Annotated in this window: 21 protein-coding genes; 16 read left to right on the top strand and 5 right to left on the bottom strand. The window is 67.1% G+C overall.

What is annotated here, in order from left to right; translation table 11 throughout:
- Positions 1 to 3: 3 nt before the first annotated feature.
- The 4 genes from AC1DYS_RS21975 to AC1DYS_RS21960 are packed head-to-tail and all read left to right on the top strand — an operon-like array spanning position 4 to position 5,293.
- On the top strand, positions 4 to 1,320 hold the full coding sequence (locus tag AC1DYS_RS21975) for an ABC transporter permease (protein ID WP_477903092.1): 1,317 nt from the start codon (positions 4 to 6) through the stop codon (positions 1,318 to 1,320).
- A 32-nt stretch (positions 1,321 to 1,352) separates the two neighbouring features.
- Positions 1,353 to 2,564 (top strand): ABC transporter permease, encoded by a 1,212-nt coding sequence (locus AC1DYS_RS21970; RefSeq protein ID WP_477903090.1) that lies wholly within the window; start codon positions 1,353 to 1,355, stop codon positions 2,562 to 2,564.
- A gap of 21 nt (positions 2,565 to 2,585) precedes the next feature.
- Positions 2,586 to 3,926 carry a sigma-54-dependent transcriptional regulator gene (locus AC1DYS_RS21965; RefSeq protein ID WP_477903088.1) on the top strand — a complete coding sequence of 447 codons (1,341 nt, stop codon included), beginning with the start codon at positions 2,586 to 2,588 and terminating at the stop codon, positions 3,924 to 3,926.
- 2 nt (positions 3,927 to 3,928) lie between these two features.
- The gene (locus AC1DYS_RS21960) at positions 3,929 to 5,293 is read left to right on the top strand and encodes a sensor histidine kinase (protein ID WP_477903086.1); all 1,365 of its coding nucleotides are present in this window, start codon (positions 3,929 to 3,931) and stop codon (positions 5,291 to 5,293) included.
- 48 nt (positions 5,294 to 5,341) lie between these two features.
- Here AC1DYS_RS21960 and AC1DYS_RS21955 read toward each other — a convergent pair whose 3' ends face one another.
- Complete coding sequence (locus AC1DYS_RS21955) at positions 5,342 to 6,637, bottom strand: ATP-binding protein (protein ID WP_477903084.1); 1,296 nt, start codon at positions 6,635 to 6,637, stop codon at positions 5,342 to 5,344.
- Between the two features lie 71 nt (positions 6,638 to 6,708).
- The gene (locus tag AC1DYS_RS21950) at positions 6,709 to 7,389 is read right to left on the bottom strand and encodes a response regulator (RefSeq protein ID WP_047483613.1); all 681 of its coding nucleotides are present in this window, start codon (positions 7,387 to 7,389) and stop codon (positions 6,709 to 6,711) included.
- A gap of 116 nt (positions 7,390 to 7,505) precedes the next feature.
- On the opposite strand from AC1DYS_RS21950, the gene AC1DYS_RS21945 reads away from it, so the two are divergent.
- The 5 genes from AC1DYS_RS21945 (at position 7,506) to AC1DYS_RS21925 (ending at position 12,371) form a co-directional block, all read left to right on the top strand.
- Entirely contained in the window at positions 7,506 to 8,900 is a 1,395-nt protein-coding gene (locus tag AC1DYS_RS21945) for a TAXI family TRAP transporter solute-binding subunit (protein WP_477903082.1), read from the top strand.
- A gap of 178 nt (positions 8,901 to 9,078) precedes the next feature.
- Positions 9,079 to 9,618, top strand: a complete 540-nt coding sequence (locus tag AC1DYS_RS21940; protein WP_477903080.1) for a hypothetical protein — start codon at positions 9,079 to 9,081, stop codon at positions 9,616 to 9,618.
- 13 nt (positions 9,619 to 9,631) lie between these two features.
- Complete coding sequence (locus AC1DYS_RS21935; protein WP_477903078.1) at positions 9,632 to 10,333, top strand: hypothetical protein; 702 nt, start codon at positions 9,632 to 9,634, stop codon at positions 10,331 to 10,333.
- Positions 10,334 to 10,403: 70 nt separating this feature from the next.
- Positions 10,404 to 10,931, top strand: coding sequence for a DUF2867 domain-containing protein (locus tag AC1DYS_RS21930; RefSeq protein WP_477903077.1), 528 nt, complete (start codon positions 10,404 to 10,406; stop codon positions 10,929 to 10,931).
- 15 nt (positions 10,932 to 10,946) lie between these two features.
- Entirely contained in the window at positions 10,947 to 12,371 is a 1,425-nt protein-coding gene (locus AC1DYS_RS21925; protein WP_477903075.1) for an NAD(P)/FAD-dependent oxidoreductase, read from the top strand.
- Between the two features lie 8 nt (positions 12,372 to 12,379).
- Here AC1DYS_RS21925 and AC1DYS_RS21920 read toward each other — a convergent pair whose 3' ends face one another.
- A complete protein-coding gene (locus AC1DYS_RS21920) occupies positions 12,380 to 12,997 on the bottom strand; it encodes a TetR/AcrR family transcriptional regulator (protein ID WP_477903073.1) in 618 nt (205 codons plus the stop codon).
- Between the two features lie 93 nt (positions 12,998 to 13,090).
- Here AC1DYS_RS21920 and AC1DYS_RS21915 point away from each other — a divergent pair, with 93 nt between their 5' ends.
- The 4 genes from AC1DYS_RS21915 (at position 13,091) to AC1DYS_RS21900 (ending at position 16,064) form a co-directional block, all read left to right on the top strand.
- A complete protein-coding gene (locus AC1DYS_RS21915) occupies positions 13,091 to 13,441 on the top strand; it encodes a darcynin family protein (protein WP_477903071.1) in 351 nt (116 codons plus the stop codon).
- 101 nt (positions 13,442 to 13,542) lie between these two features.
- Positions 13,543 to 15,357 (top strand): aminopeptidase P family protein, encoded by a 1,815-nt coding sequence (locus tag AC1DYS_RS21910; RefSeq protein ID WP_477903069.1) that lies wholly within the window; start codon positions 13,543 to 13,545, stop codon positions 15,355 to 15,357.
- A gap of 121 nt (positions 15,358 to 15,478) precedes the next feature.
- Positions 15,479 to 15,661, top strand: a complete 183-nt coding sequence (locus AC1DYS_RS21905; protein WP_477903067.1) for a hypothetical protein — start codon at positions 15,479 to 15,481, stop codon at positions 15,659 to 15,661.
- A 226-nt stretch (positions 15,662 to 15,887) separates the two neighbouring features.
- Positions 15,888 to 16,064: a hypothetical protein gene (locus tag AC1DYS_RS21900; RefSeq protein ID WP_477903065.1), complete on the top strand. Its 177-nt coding sequence runs from the start codon at positions 15,888 to 15,890 to the stop codon at positions 16,062 to 16,064.
- A 27-nt stretch (positions 16,065 to 16,091) separates the two neighbouring features.
- Here the strand turns inward: AC1DYS_RS21900 and AC1DYS_RS21895 are convergent, their stop codons facing one another.
- Positions 16,092 to 17,072: a Bug family tripartite tricarboxylate transporter substrate binding protein gene (locus tag AC1DYS_RS21895; RefSeq protein WP_477903063.1), complete on the bottom strand. Its 981-nt coding sequence runs from the start codon at positions 17,070 to 17,072 to the stop codon at positions 16,092 to 16,094.
- 224 nt (positions 17,073 to 17,296) lie between these two features.
- Between AC1DYS_RS21895 and AC1DYS_RS21890 the strand changes: the two genes are divergently transcribed.
- The 3 genes from AC1DYS_RS21890 to AC1DYS_RS21880 all read left to right on the top strand — a co-directional run bounded on the left by AC1DYS_RS21890 (position 17,297) and on the right by AC1DYS_RS21880 (position 18,688).
- Positions 17,297 to 17,470, top strand: a complete 174-nt coding sequence (locus tag AC1DYS_RS21890; RefSeq protein ID WP_477903061.1) for a hypothetical protein — start codon at positions 17,297 to 17,299, stop codon at positions 17,468 to 17,470.
- 282 nt (positions 17,471 to 17,752) lie between these two features.
- Positions 17,753 to 18,019, top strand: a complete 267-nt coding sequence (locus tag AC1DYS_RS21885) for a hypothetical protein (RefSeq protein WP_477903059.1) — start codon at positions 17,753 to 17,755, stop codon at positions 18,017 to 18,019.
- A 45-nt stretch (positions 18,020 to 18,064) separates the two neighbouring features.
- Positions 18,065 to 18,688, top strand: coding sequence for a glutathione S-transferase family protein (locus AC1DYS_RS21880; protein ID WP_477903057.1), 624 nt, complete (start codon positions 18,065 to 18,067; stop codon positions 18,686 to 18,688).
- A gap of 12 nt (positions 18,689 to 18,700) precedes the next feature.
- Here AC1DYS_RS21880 and AC1DYS_RS21875 read toward each other — a convergent pair whose 3' ends face one another.
- On the bottom strand, positions 18,701 to 19,468 hold the full coding sequence (locus tag AC1DYS_RS21875; RefSeq protein ID WP_477903055.1) for a LytR/AlgR family response regulator transcription factor: 768 nt from the start codon (positions 19,466 to 19,468) through the stop codon (positions 18,701 to 18,703).
- Between the last annotated feature and the right edge of the window lie 4 nt (positions 19,469 to 19,472).

The raw sequence follows: 19,472 nt of genomic DNA, 5'->3' as shown, positions 1-19,472 counted from the left end.
ACCATGTTCAGCTACTACCTCGACCTTGCCCTGCGCAGCTTTCGCCGCAGCCCCGCCCTCACCGCGCTGATGGTGCTGGCGATCGCGCTCGGCATCGGCGCGAGCATGACCACGCTCACGGTCTACCACGTGCTCTCGGCCGACCCTATTCCGGGCAAGAGCGACCGGCTGTTCTACGTGCAGCTCGACGCGCAGGCCAGCGGCAGCGCGCCCCTCGGTTCGGAGCCGCCGCTGCAGCTCTCGCGTTTCGACGCCGAGGCGATGCTGCGCGACAAGCGCGGCCTGCGGCAGGCCATGATGACCGGCGGCAACGTGGCGGTGCAGCCGGCCCAGCAGCCGCAGCAAGGTGACATCAAGCCCTTCTTCGCCACCGCGCGCTACACCTCGGCCGACTTCTTCCCGATGTTCGACACGCCGTTTCGCTACGGCCGCGCATGGAGCGCCGAAGACGACGCCGCGTCGGCACGGGTGGCGGTGATTTCGGAGGAACTGAACCAGCGCCTCTTCGGCGGTGCCGACAGCACCGGCAAGACGCTGAACGTGGGCGGCCACGACCTGCGCATCATCGGCGTGCTCGCCCGCTGGCGGCCCATCCCCCACTTCTACGACCTGATCGGCGGCCGCTATGCCGACACCGAGCAGCTCTTCGTGCCCTTCACCACCGCGCTGCAGCAGCAGCTGCGCATCGTCGGCTCGCTGAGCTGCTGGGGCAACGGCAACACGGTAGACCGCCGCTCCGTGAACGCACCCTGCGCATGGATTCAGTACTGGGTGGAGCTGGCCTCCGCGGCGGATGCCGCGTCGTACAAACAGTACCTGATGAACCACTCCGACCAGCAGCGCGCCGCTGGCCGCTACCAGCGGCCGACCAACGTGCGCCTGCGCAACGTGACCGAGTGGCTGGAGTTCAGGAAGGTCGTGCCGAGCGACGTGCGGCTGCAGATGTGGCTGGCCTTCGGCTTTCTGGCGGTATGCCTCACCAACACCATTGGCCTCCTGCTCGCCAAGTGCCTGCGGCGTGCCTCCGAGATCGGCGTGAGGCGTGCGCTGGGTGCCACCAAGCAGGCGATCTTTGCGCAGTTCCTCGTCGAAGCAGGTGCCATCGGCGTGGTGGGCGGTGTGCTCGGCCTGGGCCTGGCATTGCTCGGGCTGTGGGGTGTTCGCCAGAACCCCGCCAGCTACGCACAGCTCGCGCAGATCGACGCACCCATGCTGTTCATCACCTTGCTGAGTGCCCTGCTGGCCAGCCTGCTTGCGGGCCTGCTGCCGGCCTGGCGTGCATGCCAGGTGACGCCGGCCCTGCAGCTCAAGTCGCAATGAACACGACACCATAACCACGAGGAGCATCGACCATGGACATCCGCCCCATCTTCTCGACACTGCGCCGCCACAAGACTGCGGCCGCGTTGATCGTGCTGGAGATCGCGCTCACCTGCGCCATCGTCAGCAATGCCGTGTTCCTGATTGCCGACCGCAGCGAACGCATGTCGGCCCCCACCGGCGTGGCCGAGAACGAGCTGCTGCACATCCGCCTGACGCCTTCGCAGAACGTGGAGAACGACGACGCGATCACGGTGCAAGACCTGGCCACGCTGCGCAACCTGCCGGGCGTGAAGAGCGTGGCCTCCGTGAACCAGTTTCCCTTCGGCGAGCACTCGTCGGACACCGGCATCAACCTGGAGCACGACCAACCGGCGCCCACGCTGGAAGCGTCGTTCTACCTGCTCGGCGAATCAGGCCTGGCGACGCTCGGCGTGCGGCTTGTCGAAGGGCGTGACTTCACGCCCGAAGAGTTCCGCCTGCAATCGCAGGTGGAGCATGACGACAAGCTGGAGATGCCGTCGGTGATGCTCGACCGCGTGACGGCCAAGCGTCTGTTCCCCGACAAGCCGGCCATCGGCCAGCAGATCTACCTGTTCGAAAAGCCCAGCCGCATCATCGGCATCGTCGACCGCCTCGCGCCGCCGCGGCCGCTGAACGCGGCGGGCGACTACGTGGTCATCGTGCCGGTGCGGCCCGCCTTCAGCGAAGGCGCCTACCTGCTGCGCGTGGACAGCGCGCAGCGCGAGGCCGTGCTGAAGACCGCCGTCGCGGCGCTCGAGAAGCTGGACAGCCGGCGCGTGGTGACGCGACAAGAAACCTTCGAAGACATCCGCGACAAGTACTACCAGCAAGACCGCTGGATGACGGCGCTCCTGGTGGCGGTGTGCCTGGCGCTGCTCGTCGTCACTGCGTTCGGGATCGTGGGCCCGGCGAGCTTCTGGGTGCAGCAACGCACCCGGATGATCGGCGTGCGGCGTGCGCTCGGCGCCTCACGCCGGCAGATCCTCGGCTACTTTCAGACGGAAAACTTTTTGCTCACCAGCATCGGCATCGTAATCGGCATGGTTGGCGCGTACGGCATCAACCAGGTGCTGATGACCTACTACGAGCTGCCGCGCTTGCCGTGGGTGTGCCTGCCGATCGGCGCGGTGCTGCTGTGGGCGCTGGGGCAGATCGCGGTGCTGGGGCCGGCACGGCGTGCTGCCGCGTTGCCACCGGTCGTCGTGATGCGTGGAGCTTGATGAGCCGGTTAAGCTGAAGACATGCGATCCATATTGATCATCGACGACAACCCGGCCGTGTGCCAGGCGCTGTCGCTCCTGCTCTCGCTGCACGACATTCGCGCGCTCACGGCGCTGAGCCCGCCCGAGGGCCTGGCGCTGCTGGAACGCGAGCGCATCGACGTGGTGATCCAGGACATGAACTTCAGCGCCGACACCACCTCGGGTGCCGAAGGTGCCGCGCTGTTCCGCGCCATCCGCGCGAAGCACGCCGACCTGCCGGTGATCCTGCTGACGGCGTGGACGCGGCTTGAAGCTGCGGTGGAGCTGGTCAAGGCCGGCGCCGCCGACTACCTCGCCAAGCCGTGGGACGACGCCAAGCTGCTGGCCACGGTGGAGAACCTGCTGGAGCTGGCCGAGTCGACACGCGAGGTGGCCCGCGTGCGCGACGAGCGCCGTGTGCGCCGAGAAGCACTTGCCAAGCGCTACGACCTAAACGGCATCGTGTTCGCATCCGACGCGATGGCGCGCACGCTGGAGCTGGCCTGCCAGGTGGCCAAGGCCGATGTGCCGGTGCTGATCACCGGGCCGAACGGCAGCGGCAAGGAGCGCATCGCCGCCATCGTGCATGCCAACTCGGCGGTGCAGTGCGGGCCCTTCGTCGCGGTGAACTGCGGCGCGCTGCCCGGCGACCTGATCGAGGCGGAACTGTTCGGCGCCGAGAGCGGTGCCTACACGGGCGCGACCAAGGCGCGCGAAGGCCGATTCGAAGCGGCCGATGGCGGCACGTTGTTTCTCGACGAGATCGGCAACCTGCCGCTGAGCGGCCAAGTAAAGCTGCTGCGCGTGCTGGAGACCGGGCGCTTCGAGCGGCTGGGTTCGAGCCGAACGCGCCAAGCCAAAGTGCGCGTGCTCAGCGCCACCAACGCCGACCTGAAGGCGATGGTGAAGGCCGGCACGTTTCGCGAAGACCTCTACTACCGGCTCAACGTGATCGAGGTGACGCTGCCCTCGCTCGCGGACCGGCGCGACGACGTTTTGCCGCTGGCCGAACACTTTCTCGCCAACCGCGCAACGCTGGGCGAGGCGGCACTCGACCTGCTGCTGGCCCACCCGTGGCCGGGCAATGTGCGAGAGCTGAAGAACGTGATCGAGCGCGCCGCGCTGCTGGCACGCGATGGTGCGATCACGCCGGAGCTGCTGGGCCTGCCGGCGCCCAGCTCGGCGTCGGCGCGCAACCTCGATGAGCCGAGCCGCGAGGTGGTGGTCGCTGCACTGGCGCAGGCCGATGGCGTGGTGAGCCGTGCCGCCTCTGCACTCGGCTTGTCGCGCCAGGCGCTGTACCGGCGCATGGAGCGCTACGGCCTGGCTTCGTCGACCTGAGCGTGCGCATCAACACGCTGCGCTTTCGCCTGGCCGCAGCGCTGCTGCTGGCCGCATCGGCCGGCGCCTTGCTGCATGCGGTGGTGAGCGATTGGCCGCGTTGGCAAGCATGGTTGAGCAACGGTGGCCGCGCACCCTGGGCCGCATGGGTCCCCGGTGGGACAGCGATCGTGGTGACGGCCGTGGTCGTCGCCGTGCTGCTTGCACTCTGGCTCGCCGAACGCTGGATGGCGCCGCTGCGCCGCCTGCTGCGCTCGCTGGAAACGGCGGTGTTGAGCTACCGCGACGGCGACTTCAGCGTTTCCATCGCCGCCGACCACCACGACGAACTGGGTGAACTCGTGCGCCAGCACAACGCGCTCGGCCATGCGTTGCGCGACCAGCGCCAGCACCTCGCGCAGCGTGAGCTTCTGCTCGACACCGTGGTGCAGAACACGCCGGTCGCGCTGGTGCTGACCGACACGCGTCAGCGCGTGGCCTACGCCAACATCGCCGCGCGCCAGCTGCTCGGCGAAGGCCGCAGCTTGGAGGGCAGCGACTTCACCGAGCTGCTGCGCCACACGCCGCCCGGCCTCGCGCAGGCGGTGGATGCCGGTGTGGACGCACTCTTCAGCGTCACGCTCGAGGGTAGCGAAGAGACCTTCCACCTGTCGCAGCGGCAGTTCCGATTGCAAGGGCGTCCGCATCGCTTGCTGCTGTTTCGCCGCATGACGCGCGAACTCTCGCGGCAAGAGGTAGCGACCTGGAAGCGCGTGATCCGTGTCATCAGCCACGAGCTGAACAACTCCCTCGCGCCGATCTCGTCACTCGCGCACACCGGCGCCGAGCTGGCGCGCCGCGGCGACATGGAGCGCCTGCCAGGCGTGTTTGCCACCATCGGCGAGCGAGCGCGGCACCTGCACGGCTTTCTCGACGGCTACGCGCGCTTCGCCAAGCTGCCGGCGCCGCGCATCGAACGCGTGGTGCTGGCGTCGTTTCTCGACGGGCTGGCAGCGCAGAACCCATTCCGCCTCGTCGGCGAGCTGCCGCGCGAGACCGGCTCGTTCGATGCGGCGCAGATCGAGCAGGCGCTCATCAACCTGCTGAAGAACGCGCATGAAGCGGGCGGGCCGGACGACGAGGTGACGCTTAGCGTCGTGAGCGCCCGGCAGGAACTGCGCTTCGAGGTGAGCGACCGCGGGCCGGGCATGAGCGAGACGGTGCTCGCGCAGGCACTGCTGCCCTTCTATTCGACCAAGCGCGCCGGCACGGGTTTGGGATTGGCGCTGGCCCGCGAGATCGCCGAAGCGCATGGTGGGCGGATTGCGCTGCTGAACCGCACCGAGGGCGGGTTGAGGGTGTCGATCACTTTGCCGATGGGTGACTGATCAGCGTTCCGTTAGGCAGTCACAACGAAGAGATTCTTTCGGCGCCGCTCAAGCGAACCGAACCTGCACCCGCAACCCGCCCAGCGGCGAGGCATCCAGCGAAACCGCCGCCCCATGCCGAGCCGCCACGCTGCGCACGATCGCCAAGCCCAGGCCGGAGCCTTCTTCGTCCCCCGTGGCCCGGCGATAGAACCGATCGAACACCCGCTCGCGCTCCTCCGACGGAATGCCGGGGCCGGCATCGTCGACCTGCAGCGTCGGCACGCCGGCATCGCTGAACACGCGCAGCTCCACGCGCGAACCTTTGGGTGAATAGCGCACTGCGTTGTCGGCGAGGTTGCGCACCAGCACGCCCAGGCCCACGCGATCGCCGCGCACACTGACCGGCTCGTCGGCAAACAACTCGAAGGCGCTGCCGCGCGACAAGGCGTAGGGCACCGTGTCGGCCACGGCCTGGCGCACGACCTCGCTCAGGTCCAGTGGCTCCATGGCCGCGGCCGGCGCGCCCGGCTCGCTGCGCGCGAGCGTCAGCAGCTGCTCGACGATGCGGGCCGCGCGGTCCACGCCGTCGGCCAGCGTGGCGATGGCCGCGCCACGCGTCGGCTCGTCGTGAGCGCGCTTCAGTGTCTCGATCTGCAGCTTCAGCGCGGTGAGCGGTGAACGCAGCTCATGGGCGGCGTCGGAGAGGAACGCACGCTGGGTGTCGAGCGTCTGGCCGAGCCGCTCGAGCAGACCGTTTAGTGCGACGACCAGCGGCGACACGTCGTCGGGCAAGCCTGCGTCGGGCAGTGGCTGCAGCAGCTTGCCGTCGCGCGCACGCACCTCGGCCACCACGCGGCGCAGCGGCGCGAGCGTCAATGCCGCAAGCCACCAGGCCATCAGCGCCATGACCGGCGCCAGGAACAAGATCGGCGTGATGCTGTGCAGCGCCGCGTTGGCCGCCAGCCGCTGGCGAATGCGCAGCGGCTGCGCCACCTGGATCACGCGGCCCGGTGTGGCGACGCTGAAGGTGCGCCACGTTTCGCCGTTCACGCCCACGTCGGCCAGGCCGAGTAGCGCGCGGCTCGGCAGCTCGCTGTGGTTGCGGGTGGCGTAGATGCTGCGGCCGTCGATGGTCCAGATCTGCACGACGAAGTCGAGCTGTTCATCCGCGAGCGCATCGGCCTGGTCGGCGGGGATCTCGCCCTGGTCGCGCAGCGAGAGCGCCATCTGGCGCAGCTGGTAGTCGAACAGGGCTTCGGTTTCGGTGAGCACGCTGCGATAGGTGACCACGCCCATCACGAGGGCAACGAGTGCGAGCATGCCCAGCAGGGCGAGCAGCAGCCGAACGCGGATCGAATTCATCCAGCCCCCACGTACCCGCGCTCCTGCCCCGAAGGTGCGCGATCGTGCGGAGGACGGGCCGGCTTTCGCGCTCATGCCGGAACGAAGTAGCCGACGCCGCGCATGTTCTGGATGAACTCGGCGCCGAGCTTGCGGCGCAGCTGGTGGATGTAGACCGAGACGGCGTTGCTCTCGATCTCTTCGCCCCAGCCGTAGAGCCGGTCTTCGAGCTGCGCGCGCGACAGCAAGGCGCCGGGCCGCGTCATCAGCGCTTCGAGCACCGCGAATTCGCGGGCAGAGAGCAGCACGGGCTGGCCGTCTTTGCTGACCTGGCGCGTGGCCGGGTCGAGCGTCACGCCGCGGTGGGTGAGCGTGGATTGCGCGCGGCCGCTGTGGCGGCGCAGCACGGCTCGCATGCGGGCATTGAGCTCGTCGAGCTCGAAGGGTTTGACGAGGTAGTCGTCGGCACCGGCATCGAGGCCGGACACGCGATCGCCGAGTGCATCGCGCGCGGTGAGCACGATCACCGGCGTGGCGTCTTGCCGGCCGCGCAGCCAGCGCAGCACGCCAAGGCCGCCTTCGCCGGTGGGCGCCGCATCGGGTGCCGATGGCAGGCCGAGGTCGAGCAGCACCAGGTCGAAACGCTCGCTGCCCAGCGTGGCCTGGGCGGCGGTGGTGTCGCGCACCCAGTCGACGGCATAGCCCTCCTGGCGCAGCGTGGTGCGCAGGCTCTCGCCGATCATGCGGTCGTCTTCGACAAGGAGCAGGCGCATTGGGTGGGTAAGGGTTGAAAGGAAATCAGACGGCGCATACCCGAACGGGGTTGGGCAGGCGGGGCGCCGAAAAGCATACGGTATCGTGCAGGCCGCACCTGCCTTCGAGCTGCACCATGCCAAAAGTTCTGCGCAACACCCTGCTTTCTTTCCGCGACGTACTGGCCACGGCCGGGCCGTTCATCGTTCTCACCATCGTGCTGCTCGTCGTGGCCTACTGGGTCCTCGACCCGACGCCGCCCAAACGCGTGGTGCTCGCCACCGGCGTGGAGCAAGGCGCGTACGCCGAGTTCGGCAAGCGTTATGCCGCACTGCTGAAGCAGCATGGCATCACGGTGGAGCTGCGGTCCACCAAGGGTGCGTCGGAGAACCTGAAGCTGCTGCGCGACGACAACTCCGGCGTCGACATCGCCTTCGTGCAAGGCGGGTCCGACGAAAAGCAGCTCGCCCTCGACGAGCAAGAGGAAGAGCTCGTATCGCTCGGCAGCCTGTTCTACGAACCGGTGTGGCTGTTCTACCGCGAAGACTCGGCCAAGCGCCTGCTGGCTGACCCGAAGAAGCCGGCCAAGCCGCGCGGCGCAAAAGCCGAGCCCGAGCCGGAAGTGGCACTCACCAGCCTCGCCCAGCTGCCGGGCTGGAAGGTCAACATCGGCGAACGCGGCAGCGGTGTGCCGGCATTGATGCGCAAGCTCATCGACGCGAACCACATCGACAAGGAGACGCTCACGCTGCTGCGCGAACCCCAGACGCCCGCTGTCGTGGGCTTTCTGGCCGGCAACATCGACGCGGTGGCCTTTGCCTCGGCACCCGAATCGCTGATGGTGCAGATGCTGCTGCAGACGCCGGGCGTGAAGCTCTTCAACTTCGCCCAGGCCGATGCGTACTCGCGCCGCTTCCCATTCATCAGCCCGGTGACATTGCCGCGCGGCATCGTCGACCTGGCCGGCGACCTGCCACCGACCGACGTGCGCCTGGTGGCGCCCACGGCCACGCTGGTCTCGCGCAAGAGCACGCACCCGGCGCTGATCCAGCTCTTCGTGCAGGCCGCACGAACCATCCACGGCGAGGCGGGCTGGTTCCAGCACAAGGGCGACTTCCCGAACATCAAGAACACCGAGCGCCCGATCGCCGCCGAAGCGCAGCGTTTCTATGCGACCGGCGTTCCGGTGCTGCAACGCTTCCTCCCGTTCTGGCTGGCCAACCTGGTCGACCGCATGTGGGTGGTGCTGGTGTCCATCGTCGCCATCCTGATCCCGCTGAGCCGCGTGGTGCCGCCGCTCTACACCTTCCGCATCCGCTCGCGCGTCTTCCGCTGGTACGGCCGCCTGCGCGTGGTGGAAGAAGCCCAGGGCAAGCGCCCTACTGACGAGCTGATGAAGGAGCTGGCCGACATCGAGCAAGGCGTCGAAGGCGTCAGCGTGCCGCTGAGCTACGCCGACGAGCTGTATTCGCTGCGCAGCCACATTCAGATGGTGCGCAGCAAGCTGCTGGCGGCGCAGCCGGCGGCATAAGCGTCGACCTGCGCGGCTCGCGGACTCGTACGGTTTGCCTCGGGCAGAGATGTCCGAGGCGGTATGGCGTGGTGGAGGGGCAACCTGCTGTTTCTCATTTCTCGAATTGAGAACAACCAGGTTGATCCGCCAAATTACCTTTAATATTAACGGTCGTTTCTCATTTCAAGAAATAAGAATGCCGAAGATCAGCAACCGTCAAATTGCCCTCAAGCCGCAAGACCTGTATGTGCTAATGGCCCTGCTGAGCCGAGCCGAACCTCCGGCCAGCCTGTACCCCGACCTCGCGGCACTCACCGGGCTGGCCGTCTCGGCCGTGCATGCCTCGCTCAAGCGCGCCGCGGCCTCGCGGCTGGTGCTGTTTCAAGAGCGGAAGCCGCAGGTGCTGAAGGCCGCGCTGCTTGAGTTTCTGGACCACGGCGCCCGCTACGCCTTCCCGCCGGTGCAGGGCGGGCTCACGCGCGGCGTGCCCACGGCCTACGCGGCCGCGCCGCTCAATGAGGTGATCGCTCCTTCGGCCGATCCGCCGCCAGTATGGCCACACGCCAAAGGCTCGTCGCGGGGGTTGTCGCTGGCGCCGCTCTACTCCTCGGTGCCGGAAGCAGCACTGAAGGACGCGCGGCTCTACGCCGCGATGGCCCTGCTCGATGCACTGCGCATGGGCCAGGCGCGTGAGCGAGACGCAGCACTGAAGCTCTTGAAATCGCAATTCCTGTGAACTGCGCCAACACATGAACCCGAGCGACCCGAACGTGGCCAAGGTGGAAATGATCGCCAAGGCGCTGGGCGACCTGCGCGAAAAGGTGGTCTTCGTGGGCGGCTGCGCCGTGGGCCTGCTGCTCACCGACCCGGCCGCAGCCCCACCCCGCGTGACCTACGACGTGGACTTGATCGCAGAGGTGGCGCCGCTGAGTGCCTACCACCGGCTCGAAGGCGAGTTCTCGCGCCTGGGCTTCCAGCGCGACGTGTCGCCCGATGCGCCGATCTGCCGCTGGCGCTACCAGCGGCTCGAAGTCGACCTGATGCCCACCGACCCCAGCGTGCTCGGCTTTTCCAATCGCTGGTACCCGCAGGCCGTGGCAGGAGCGCAGCGCGTGCAATTGCCGAGCGGCACGGCCATCCGGCTGATCGGCGCCCCCGCTTTCATGGCCACCAAGTTCGAGGCCTTCGCGGGCCGCGGGCAGAACGACCTGCTCGGCAGCCACGACGCCGAAGACATCGTCAACCTCGTCGACGGCCGGCCCGAGTTGGTGCCCGAAGTGGAAGTCGCTCCCGAAGACCTGCGCCGCTACCTGGCCGAGCAATGCAGCACTTGGCTGACGAAGCCCGGTTTCGAAGACACCCTCATCGGGATGATCGTGCCCGACGAGTCGCTCGCCGAGCGGGCGCATACCGTGATGCAACGTTTGAACCTGCTGGCCCAACTGGCATGAACCATGAATGCTCCCGTTACCGCCACCTTGTGGAAAATCTGGCCAGCGGAAGACAACAAGGACGAAAGTCATGACTACGTCAACCAATGCCATCACTGAAGTGCCCACACCCGCATTGGCCTTTGCAAGTGCCGGCCTGCCCGGCAGCGACTTCAGTGACGCCTTCAGCGGCCACATCAACCGCGCCGACGTCACTGCGATGCAAGTGGCTCGCGGCATGTTCGAAGACCCGCCACGCTGGGTCAGCTCTCTGATGGCGGTGCGCGATGGCGTCGTCAGCCTGGTCGGCCTGAAGACCAGCAAGGGCCTCATCGCCCGCGGGCGCGAGGGCAAGGTCGGCATCTTCCCGGTGCGCAGCGACACGGCCACCGAGGTCGTGCTGGGCGAGGACGACAAGCACCTCGACTTTCGCGTGTGGGTGCATGTGGAGCCGCAAGGCAAAGGGTGCCGCGTCACGACAAGCACGGTGGTCCGCACGCACAACCGGCTGGGGCGGGTGTACCTCGCGACGATCATGCCGTTTCATCGCTTGATCGCGCGGCAGATGTTGTCTCGCGCGCTTCACCGCCTCGATCAACCCGCAGCAGCCGCGCACTGACAGGCGTCACGCTCCATGAAATCTTCTGTTCCTGATCTCCCGCATGTCGTGATCATCGGCTGCGGCTTCGGCGGCCTGGAGGCCGTGCGCGCGCTGTCGAAGGCGCCGGTGACGATCACGCTGATCGACCGCACCAACCACCACCTGTTCCAGCCGCTTCTGTACCAGGTGGCCACGGCGGGGCTGAGTGCGCCGGCGATCTCGGCACCGATCCGCCACATCCTGCGCAAACAGATTGCACGTGGCAACCTGACCGTGCTGCAAGCCCAGGTGACGGCCATCGACGCGAACGCCCGCGCCGTGGTCCTCGACGACAACGAACGGCTCGGCTACAACCATTTGATCGTGGCCGCCGGCGCGACGCACAGTTACTTCGGCCATGACGGCTGGGCGCCGTATGCGCCGGGGCTGAAGACGCTGGCGGATGCGTTCAACATCCGCGCCCGCGTGATCGGCGCCTTCGAGCACGCCGAGCGCTGCACCAACCCGATCGAGCGCTCAGAGTGGATGAGCTTCGTGGTGGTCGGTGCCGGGCCGACTGGCGTGGAGATGGCAGGCACGCTGAGCGAGATCGCGCAGCAGACCTTGTCGCGCGAGTTCCGCCGCATCGACTCCAAGCACGCGCGCGTGGTGCTGCTTGAAGGCTCGGACAAGGTGCTCGGCAGCTTCGTGCCTGCGCTGCAACAGCGCGCCAAGGAGCAGCTCAAGCGATTGAAGGTCGACGTGCGTACAAATTGCACCGTGACGGCCATCGGCCAGAGCGGCGTGAGCTACGTCTCGAACGAAGGTGACGTGGAACTCGCGGCCCACCTGCCCAGCCGCACGGTGATCTGGGCAGCCGGCGTGGCAGGCTCACCGCTCGGCAGATCACTCGCCACCACCGCGGGCGCCACGCTCGACCGCGCAGGCCGCGTGCTGGTGCAGCCCGACCTGACGCTGGTGGATCACCCCGAGATCGCCGTGATCGGCGACCTCGCTGCCGCCAAGAGCTACGGCCCGAGCGGGCTCGCCTCGGTGCCAGGCGTGAGCCCGGCCGCCAAGCAGATGGGCCGGCTGGCCGCAAGCAACCTGATGCGTTCAATGAAGGGCGAGCCGACGCGGGCCTTCTACTACCGCGACTACGGCAACCTGGCGACCATCGGCCGGCGCGCGGCGGTCGTCGACCTCTCGGTGCCGGCGTTCGGTGCGCTGCGCTTCTCGGGCTTCTTCGCGTGGCTGTTCTGGCTCTTCGCGCACATCTACTTCCTGATCGGCTTTCGCAACCGGCTGGTGGTGCTCATCGACTGGGCCTGGGCCTACTTCACCTTCGAACGCCATGCGCGCGTGGTGGCCGAGGCGAGTCCGCCCGCAACCGATTCGCTACCCACCCAGCCGCCCGTGATGGACGCACCCGACACCCTGCCGCTGCGTCGGCGAGACAGCCAGTCGGCCAACCCGTAGGGCGGCCTTCAGCCCTTGGCTTGAAGGTAGGCCTTGGCCATGCGCACGATCTCGCGCGTGCCGTGCTCGAGCGGCACGCCCTCCGGCAGGTCCAGCACCACCGCGTGCACGAGGCCGTGCAGCGAGTGCATCAACGTGAAGGCCGCTAGCTCGGGGTGAGGGACGTTGATGTCGTCGCTGTAGCGGTGCAGCAGCTCGACGATGCGTTGGCTGATGGCGGCATCGGCCTTGGCGTGGCTGTCCAGGTCTTCATGCCCCGCGAGCTGCATCTCGAGCACGCGGTGCAGGCCGGCCTCCACCCGATGTGACTCCACCAGGCCCTCGATGAGGGTGCTCAGCGCATCGTCGAAATTCAGCTCCGCACTGCGATCGAAGGCGTCGTTGATCACCTCGTTCATCTGCCGCGAATGGCGGTCGTGCAAGGCGGTGATGAGCGAGTCCTTGTTCGGGAAGTATTGATACAGCGAGCCCACGCTCACGCCGGCACGCTCGGCCACCAGGTTCGTGTTGGTCGCGGCATACCCCCGCTCCACCAAAACGCGAGCCGCCGCATCGAGGATGGCCTCGACGGTGGCTTGCGAACGCGCCTGGCGCGGCGATTTGCGAGGGCTGAGCACGGTCTTCATGGGTCGGTCCGAAATGCGAGTTGGAAATATGAGCAGAAGCTCGCATCATCTCGCCTCGGCCACCGCCGCGTCAACTCCCCGAGGACACCACCCATGCCCGCCCGCCCCTACACCGTCTTCATGCTGCTCAAGGCCACGCCGCACTGGCTGGCCCTCGACCGCGCCCGCCGCGACGAGGTGTACGACGGCGCGCTGATGCAGGTCTACAACCACTTTCCCTCGGTGCGGGTGCGCTTCTTCGACTCGAGCGGCTTCTCGGGCCGCTGCTCCGACGTGCTGATGTGGGAGACGACCGACATGCCCGAATACCGCGATGCAGTGGCCGCCCTGCACGAGCACGCGTTCTTCGGCCAGCGCTACTTCGAGATCGTGGAGGTAATTCCCAGCGTGCCGGATGGCTGGCGCGAGTTCGACTGGGAGACCGGCAGGGCTTGTGCCGCCTGAACAGCCATGGCGAGTGCAGGCTCCTAGAATGAGCCGATCCACAGTTCGCTCGCCCAGCGCCCCACCCGGGCTGCGACGGCGGCACCACCCGGACCGCACCCATGGACACCCGCACCTCTCCCATCCGCCTGCGACTCGAACGTGTGCGCGACGCGCTCAAGCAGCACCAGCTCACCGCCGTGCTGGTGCCATCGAGCGACCCGCATCTGTCTGAGTACCTGCCGGAGCGCTGGCAGGGGCGGCAGTGGTTGTCGGGCTTCACCGGCTCGATGGGCACGCTGGTCATCACGCTCGATGACGCTGCGTTGTTCGCCGACAGCCGCTACTGGGCGCAGGCCGAAGCTGAGATCGCCGGCACCGGCATCAGCCTGGTGAAGATCCCCACCGGCACCGCCACCCACCATGTCGACTGGCTCGCGAGCCATGTGCCGGCCGGCCAGACGGTCGGGGTCGACGGCAGCGTGCTAGGCCTGGCTGCGGCGCAGCACCTGCGCGGCCACCTGACCAAGGCAAACGTCAAGCTGAACACCGATTTCGACGTGCTGAACGAAGTCTGGGCCGAGCGCCCTGGCCTGCCCAGTGCACCCGTCTATGAACACAAGGCGCCACATGCGCCGTTGTCGCGCACTGCCAAGCTGGCGCAGGTGCGCGAGGCGATGGCCCGCCAGGGCGCCACGCAGCACTTCGTCTCGACGGTGGACGACATTGCCTGGCTCTTCAACCTGCGCGGCTCCGACGTCAAGTACAACCCCGTCTTTCTTGCGCATGCGCTCATCACCCTGCACGGCGCCACGCTGTTCGTCGCAGACGGCAAGGTGCCGGCGGACGTGAAGGCGGCGCTCGCCGCCGACGGCGTACAACTCGCACCGTATGGGCAGGCCGCCGCCGCCCTGAAAGCGCTGGGCGCGAAAGACGTGCTGCTGATCGACCCGCGCCGCATCACCTGGGGCACGCGCGAAAGCGTGGGCGCCGAGGCACGAGTGGTCGAGGCGATCAACCCCAGCACCTTGTTCAAGAGTCGCAAGAGCAACCCCGAAGCCGCCCACGTGCGCGAAGCCATGGCGCAAGACGGCGCCGCGATGTGCGAGTTCTACGCATGGTTCGAGAAGGCGCTGGGCAAGGAGCGCATCACCGAGCTGACAGTCGACGAGAAGCTGAGCGCCGAGCGCGCCAAGCGGCCGGGCTTCGTCGGCCTGAGCTTCAACGTGATCGCCGGCTTTGCAGCCAACGGCGCAATGCCGCACTACCACGCCACCCCAGACTCGCACGCCGTGATCGAAGTGAAGCCAGGCGAAGGCAGCCTGCTGCTGATCGACTCGGGTGGCCAGTACCTCGGCGGCACCACCGACATCACCCGCGTGTGGCCCATCGGCACGCTCAACGCGGCGCACCGGCGCGACTACACGCTGGTGCTCAAGGGCACCATCGCGCTCAGCCGCACGCGCTTCCCGCGCGGCACGCTGTCGCCGATGATCGATGCCATTGCACGCGTCCCGCTGTGGGAACAAGGGATCGACTTCGGCCACGGCACGGGTCACGGCGTGGGCTACTTCCTCAACGTGCACGAAGGCCCGCAGAGCATCTCGAAGACGACGCCCGAGCCGCAGATGGCGATGGAGCCCGGCATGATCACCAGCATCGAGCCCGGCCTGTACCGCCCCGGCCAGTGGGGTGTGCGCATCGAGAACCTGGTGCTCAACGTGCCGGCCGAGACAGATGGCGCCTTCGGCGAGTTCCTCGAGTTCGAGACACTCACGCTGTGCCCCATCGACACCCGCTGCATCGACAAGGGCCTGATGCGTGCCGACGAGATCGATTGGCTCAACCGTTACCACGCGACGGTGCGCGAGCGCCTGGCGCCGTTGGTGGCCGGCGATGCCCTCGCCTGGCTCAACGAGCGTACGCAGCCGATCTGACTGTCCACCGCAGGCGCGGTTCATCCCGCGCTTCCGGCGGTTCGTCGCAATGCGGTAGGCAGCGCGGGGGGCGCTGCCTAAAGTTCACTCCAACGCAACGAACAAACCGCTGGAGCCCAACATGATCGACCGCATCTTCGCCCCCTTCCTGACCTTCGCACTGCTCATCGGCGGCACCGCCGCCGTCGCATCGAGCCTCTTCACCGAACAAGCCGCTCCGGCACCTCAAGTGGCACAAAGCGCAGCCAAAACCGTGATCGTGCTGGAGACCGTGGTTATCACCGCGAAGCGCAAGCCGGCCTGAAACTGCCTCTCTGCTTCCCTAAACGCCAGCAGCTTGCTGGCGTTTTTCATGGTGCGTACGGAACGATGAGGTGACGGGATAACGGAAGGAATGCAGCCACGGCGTGAACAAGAGCGCATTCGCCGCGCTTCTTCGCCGGCAAGGTCTTGCGAAGAGGGCTACCATGCACAACTAGGGTTTACCCCAATCACAGGATCGGGCCTCAAAAGGGCCTCCAAGACACACCATGAACATCCTTCGCGCCATCGTCCACGCCATTTCTTCGGCCTGGAACAGCACTTCTGCCACCGCCCACACCGAGCGCTACCTTAACGACGCCGTCGACATCTATGACCTGGAGCGCCGCATGAATGACCGCGCCCGCGTCTACCTGTCGATCTACCCGTCGGGCGCCGGCCGCTGATCCACAGTCGTCTGAATCAGCCGGAGCTCAGTCCGGCTTGATCTTGGCCCGTGCGATCACGGGTTTCCAGCGCTGCTGTTCGGCCGCAATGAACCGCGTGAACTCTTCCGCGGTGCTGCCCACGGTGATGGCCGCTTCGCTCTCCAGCAGCTTGATGGCCCCCGGTTCCTTGACGGCACGCGCCGCCGCTGCAGCCAACTTTTCGGCATTCGCCTGCGACATCGTCGATGGCGCCAGCATGCCGTACCACTGCGTCATCTCGAAGCCCGGGAAACCTTGCTCGGCCACCGTCGGCACGTCGGGCAGCTGCGCCAGCCGCTGCGTGCTGCCAGTGGCGATACAGACAAGCTTGCCGGTCTTGATGAACTGCATGATCGCCGGCGCGCCAACGGACGCTGCGTCGAGCCGGCCGCCCATCAGGTCGGTCAGCTGCGGCCCGGTGCCGCGGTAGGGCACGTGCAGCACGAAGGTGTTGCTCACCATCTTCAGGTACTCGAAGGCCAGGTGCCCGGCACTGCCGTTGCCGGCTGAGCCGTAGTTCAGCGCGCCCGGCTTGGCCTTGGCCAGCGCGATGAACTCCTTCAGGTTCTTCACCTTCAACTCGGGCTTGACGACATACAGGCTCGGCACCTTCGACAGCAAAGAGATCGGCCGAAAGTCCTTCACCGGGTCATAGGGCAACTTGTCGAAGATGTACGGGTTCACCGCCAGTGTGCCGATGTGGCCGAGGATCACAGTGTGCTGGTCATCGGCACGCGCCACTTCGGCCATGGCCACGTTGCCAGCACCGCCGGGCTTGTTGTCGACGTAGACACCTTGCCCGAGCAACTTGCCGAGCTCGGCGGCCGTTGCACGGGCCACGATCTCGGAGCTGCCGCCCGGCGCGAACGGCACCACGAAGCGAATCGATTTGCTCGGCCAGGCTGCCTGAGCCCGCGCGGCAAACGGAGTCAAGGCGGCGGCACCCAGGCAGATTGCGTCGCGGCGGGTGAGGCGAGGTGTTTTCATGTGGTCTCCGTGTGGGTCATGGTGGCTTGCATTGTGTGCTGCCCTTGCCCTGCGGCCGCTGTGCAGCCGAACGAGCGCATCACCTCGATCCACCGGCACCGCTCAGCTCGCCAATCTGCGGCCCATCCCGCGCTTCCCGCAGTTCGTCGCAGACCGATGGCGGGCGCTACGGCTGCTGCCTAAAGTTCACTCCAACGCAACACACAAACCCACTGGAGCCCAACATGATCGAACGTTTCATCGCACCCGCCCTGACCTTCTCGGTTCTGATCGCAGGCCACGTCGCCATCGCGATGGCTCTGTTCTCGTCGCCGGCCACGCAGCCCGTCGAGCAAGTCGCCAAGGCGCCCGTCATTCAGCTTGAAGCGGTGGTCATCACCGCCAAGCGCACCTCGTGAACATGCCTGCTCCATGTGGGTACACCGGCCGGTGATCCCGGCTTGGTGAACCGCGGAGCAGGTCTCCTGTTGGCGACACGGTCATGCCGTGTCGCCCTTTTTTTGTCTGCTCTTTTCGTTGATGAACGCACTGCTGCCAGTCGCTGACAACGCGTCACCGATCACTGGAGCCTGCAGTCCGTCCCGCACTTCCCGCAGTTCATCGCAATCCGTTGGGAAGCGACGGACCCGCTGCCTAAAGTCCATTTCGTCGCCAGTCAAACCCAACGTTCGGAGCCCACCATGATCGACCGCATCTTCGCTCCCCTCCTCACCTTCATCATGCTGATCGCCGGCACGGCCGCGATCGCATCGGGCCTGTTCTCCACACCGCGCACTGACGCAGTCGTGGCCGCAGTGGCCGCACGGAGCATGCCGGCGCAACCCATCGTGCTGGAGACGGTGGTCATCACCGCCAAGCGCGCCAGCCACACCCACAAGAGCGCATCGGCGGTCGCGTTGACGCCGGCCGAAGGCCGCGGCGTATTGCTGCACGGTGCAAGGGATTGAGCCGCTGGGCTAACCTGCGGGTTCATCTTTCTCGGAGGTGAACCCATGTACACCTTGTTCGGAAGCGCGGGCTCCGGGTCGGCTGCCATCGAAGCCGCGCTGGCACGCACCGGCGAACCGTTTCGCATCGTCAGTGCGGCGACCTGGGAGCCCGATTCGGCGCTGGCCGAGCTGGGAGCCGTCAACCCGTTGCAGCAGATCCCCACGCTCGCGATGCCCGACGGCAGCGTGCTCACCGAGAGCGCCGCCATCCTGATCCACCTCGGGCTTGCCTACCCACGGGCCGAGCTGCTGCCCGCCGATGAACCGGCCCGCGCGCAATCGATCCGCGGGCTGGTCTACATCACGGCCAATTGCTATTCGGCCATCAGCGTCATCGACTACCCGGAACGCTGGTGCGCCGACATCGACGACTCGGCCCGCGAGCGGATCATCCGCGGCACGCGTGCGCGGCTGCACCACCACTGGGATGTCTTCGCCGACCAGTTCTCGGCACAGCTGCGCGACACGCAACCACGTGCGCTCGACATGCTGGCGGCCGTGGTGTCGAAATGGTCGGGCACGCGGGCACACCTTGCTCAGGCACGGCCGGAGTTTCTCGCCACCTTGAAGCGCATCGAATCACACCCGCACATCGCGCCGGTGTTCGCGCGCCACTTCAACACCTGAACGCTTCGCCACTCACATGTGGCGAAACACGTGCACGAAGCTGCGGCTCACCGGCAGCAGCTCGGTGCGGCCTTTCAGGTGCACCTCGGCCGTCTCGTTCGGGCCGCGCGCAACCTGGCTCACCTGATGCAGGTTGACGATGACTGAGCGATGCACCTGCACAAAGCGCTCGGGGTCGAGTTCGTCGGCCAGCTCGCGGATGCTCTTGCGGATGAGCGCCTCGCCGCCTTCCCACACCACCAGCGTGTACTTCTCGTCGGAGCGCAGGTAGACCACCTGCTCGACCGGAATCAGCCGCACGCTGGTGCCCACGGAGGCCTTGATCCACTGCAGCCAACCGGTCGTGGTGACACGGCGGCGGAGCTCGGCCGACATCTTCTCGATCACTGCATCGAGCTTGGCGTCATCACCTTCCGGCGCGCGCGCCAGGCGCTGCTGCAAGCGTTGCACCGTGTCGGCGAGCCGCGCTTCGTCGAAGGGTTTGACGACGTAGTCGAGTGCGCCCTGCTCGAACGCGGTGACGGCGTACTGCTCGTAGGCGGTGACGAACACCACTTCGGCACGCCGTGCGATGGAGCGTGCAGCCTCCACGCCGTTCAGGCCCGGCATGTGCACGTCGAGAAAGACGACCTGCGGCGCGTGCTCGTCGAACATCTCCACCGCCTCGCGCCCGTTGCGCGCCTGCGCGACGATGATCAACTCAGGCCACAGGCGAGCCAGCAGGCCGCACAGGCGTTCACGCAGCAGGGGTTCGTCGTCGGCGACAAGGGCGGTCGGCATGCGG

The organism is Rhizobacter sp. P2_G4, assembly GCF_056403575.1.
The sequence above is the reverse complement of the archived record's forward strand: the minus strand, read 5'-3'. Positions and strand labels throughout refer to the sequence as shown.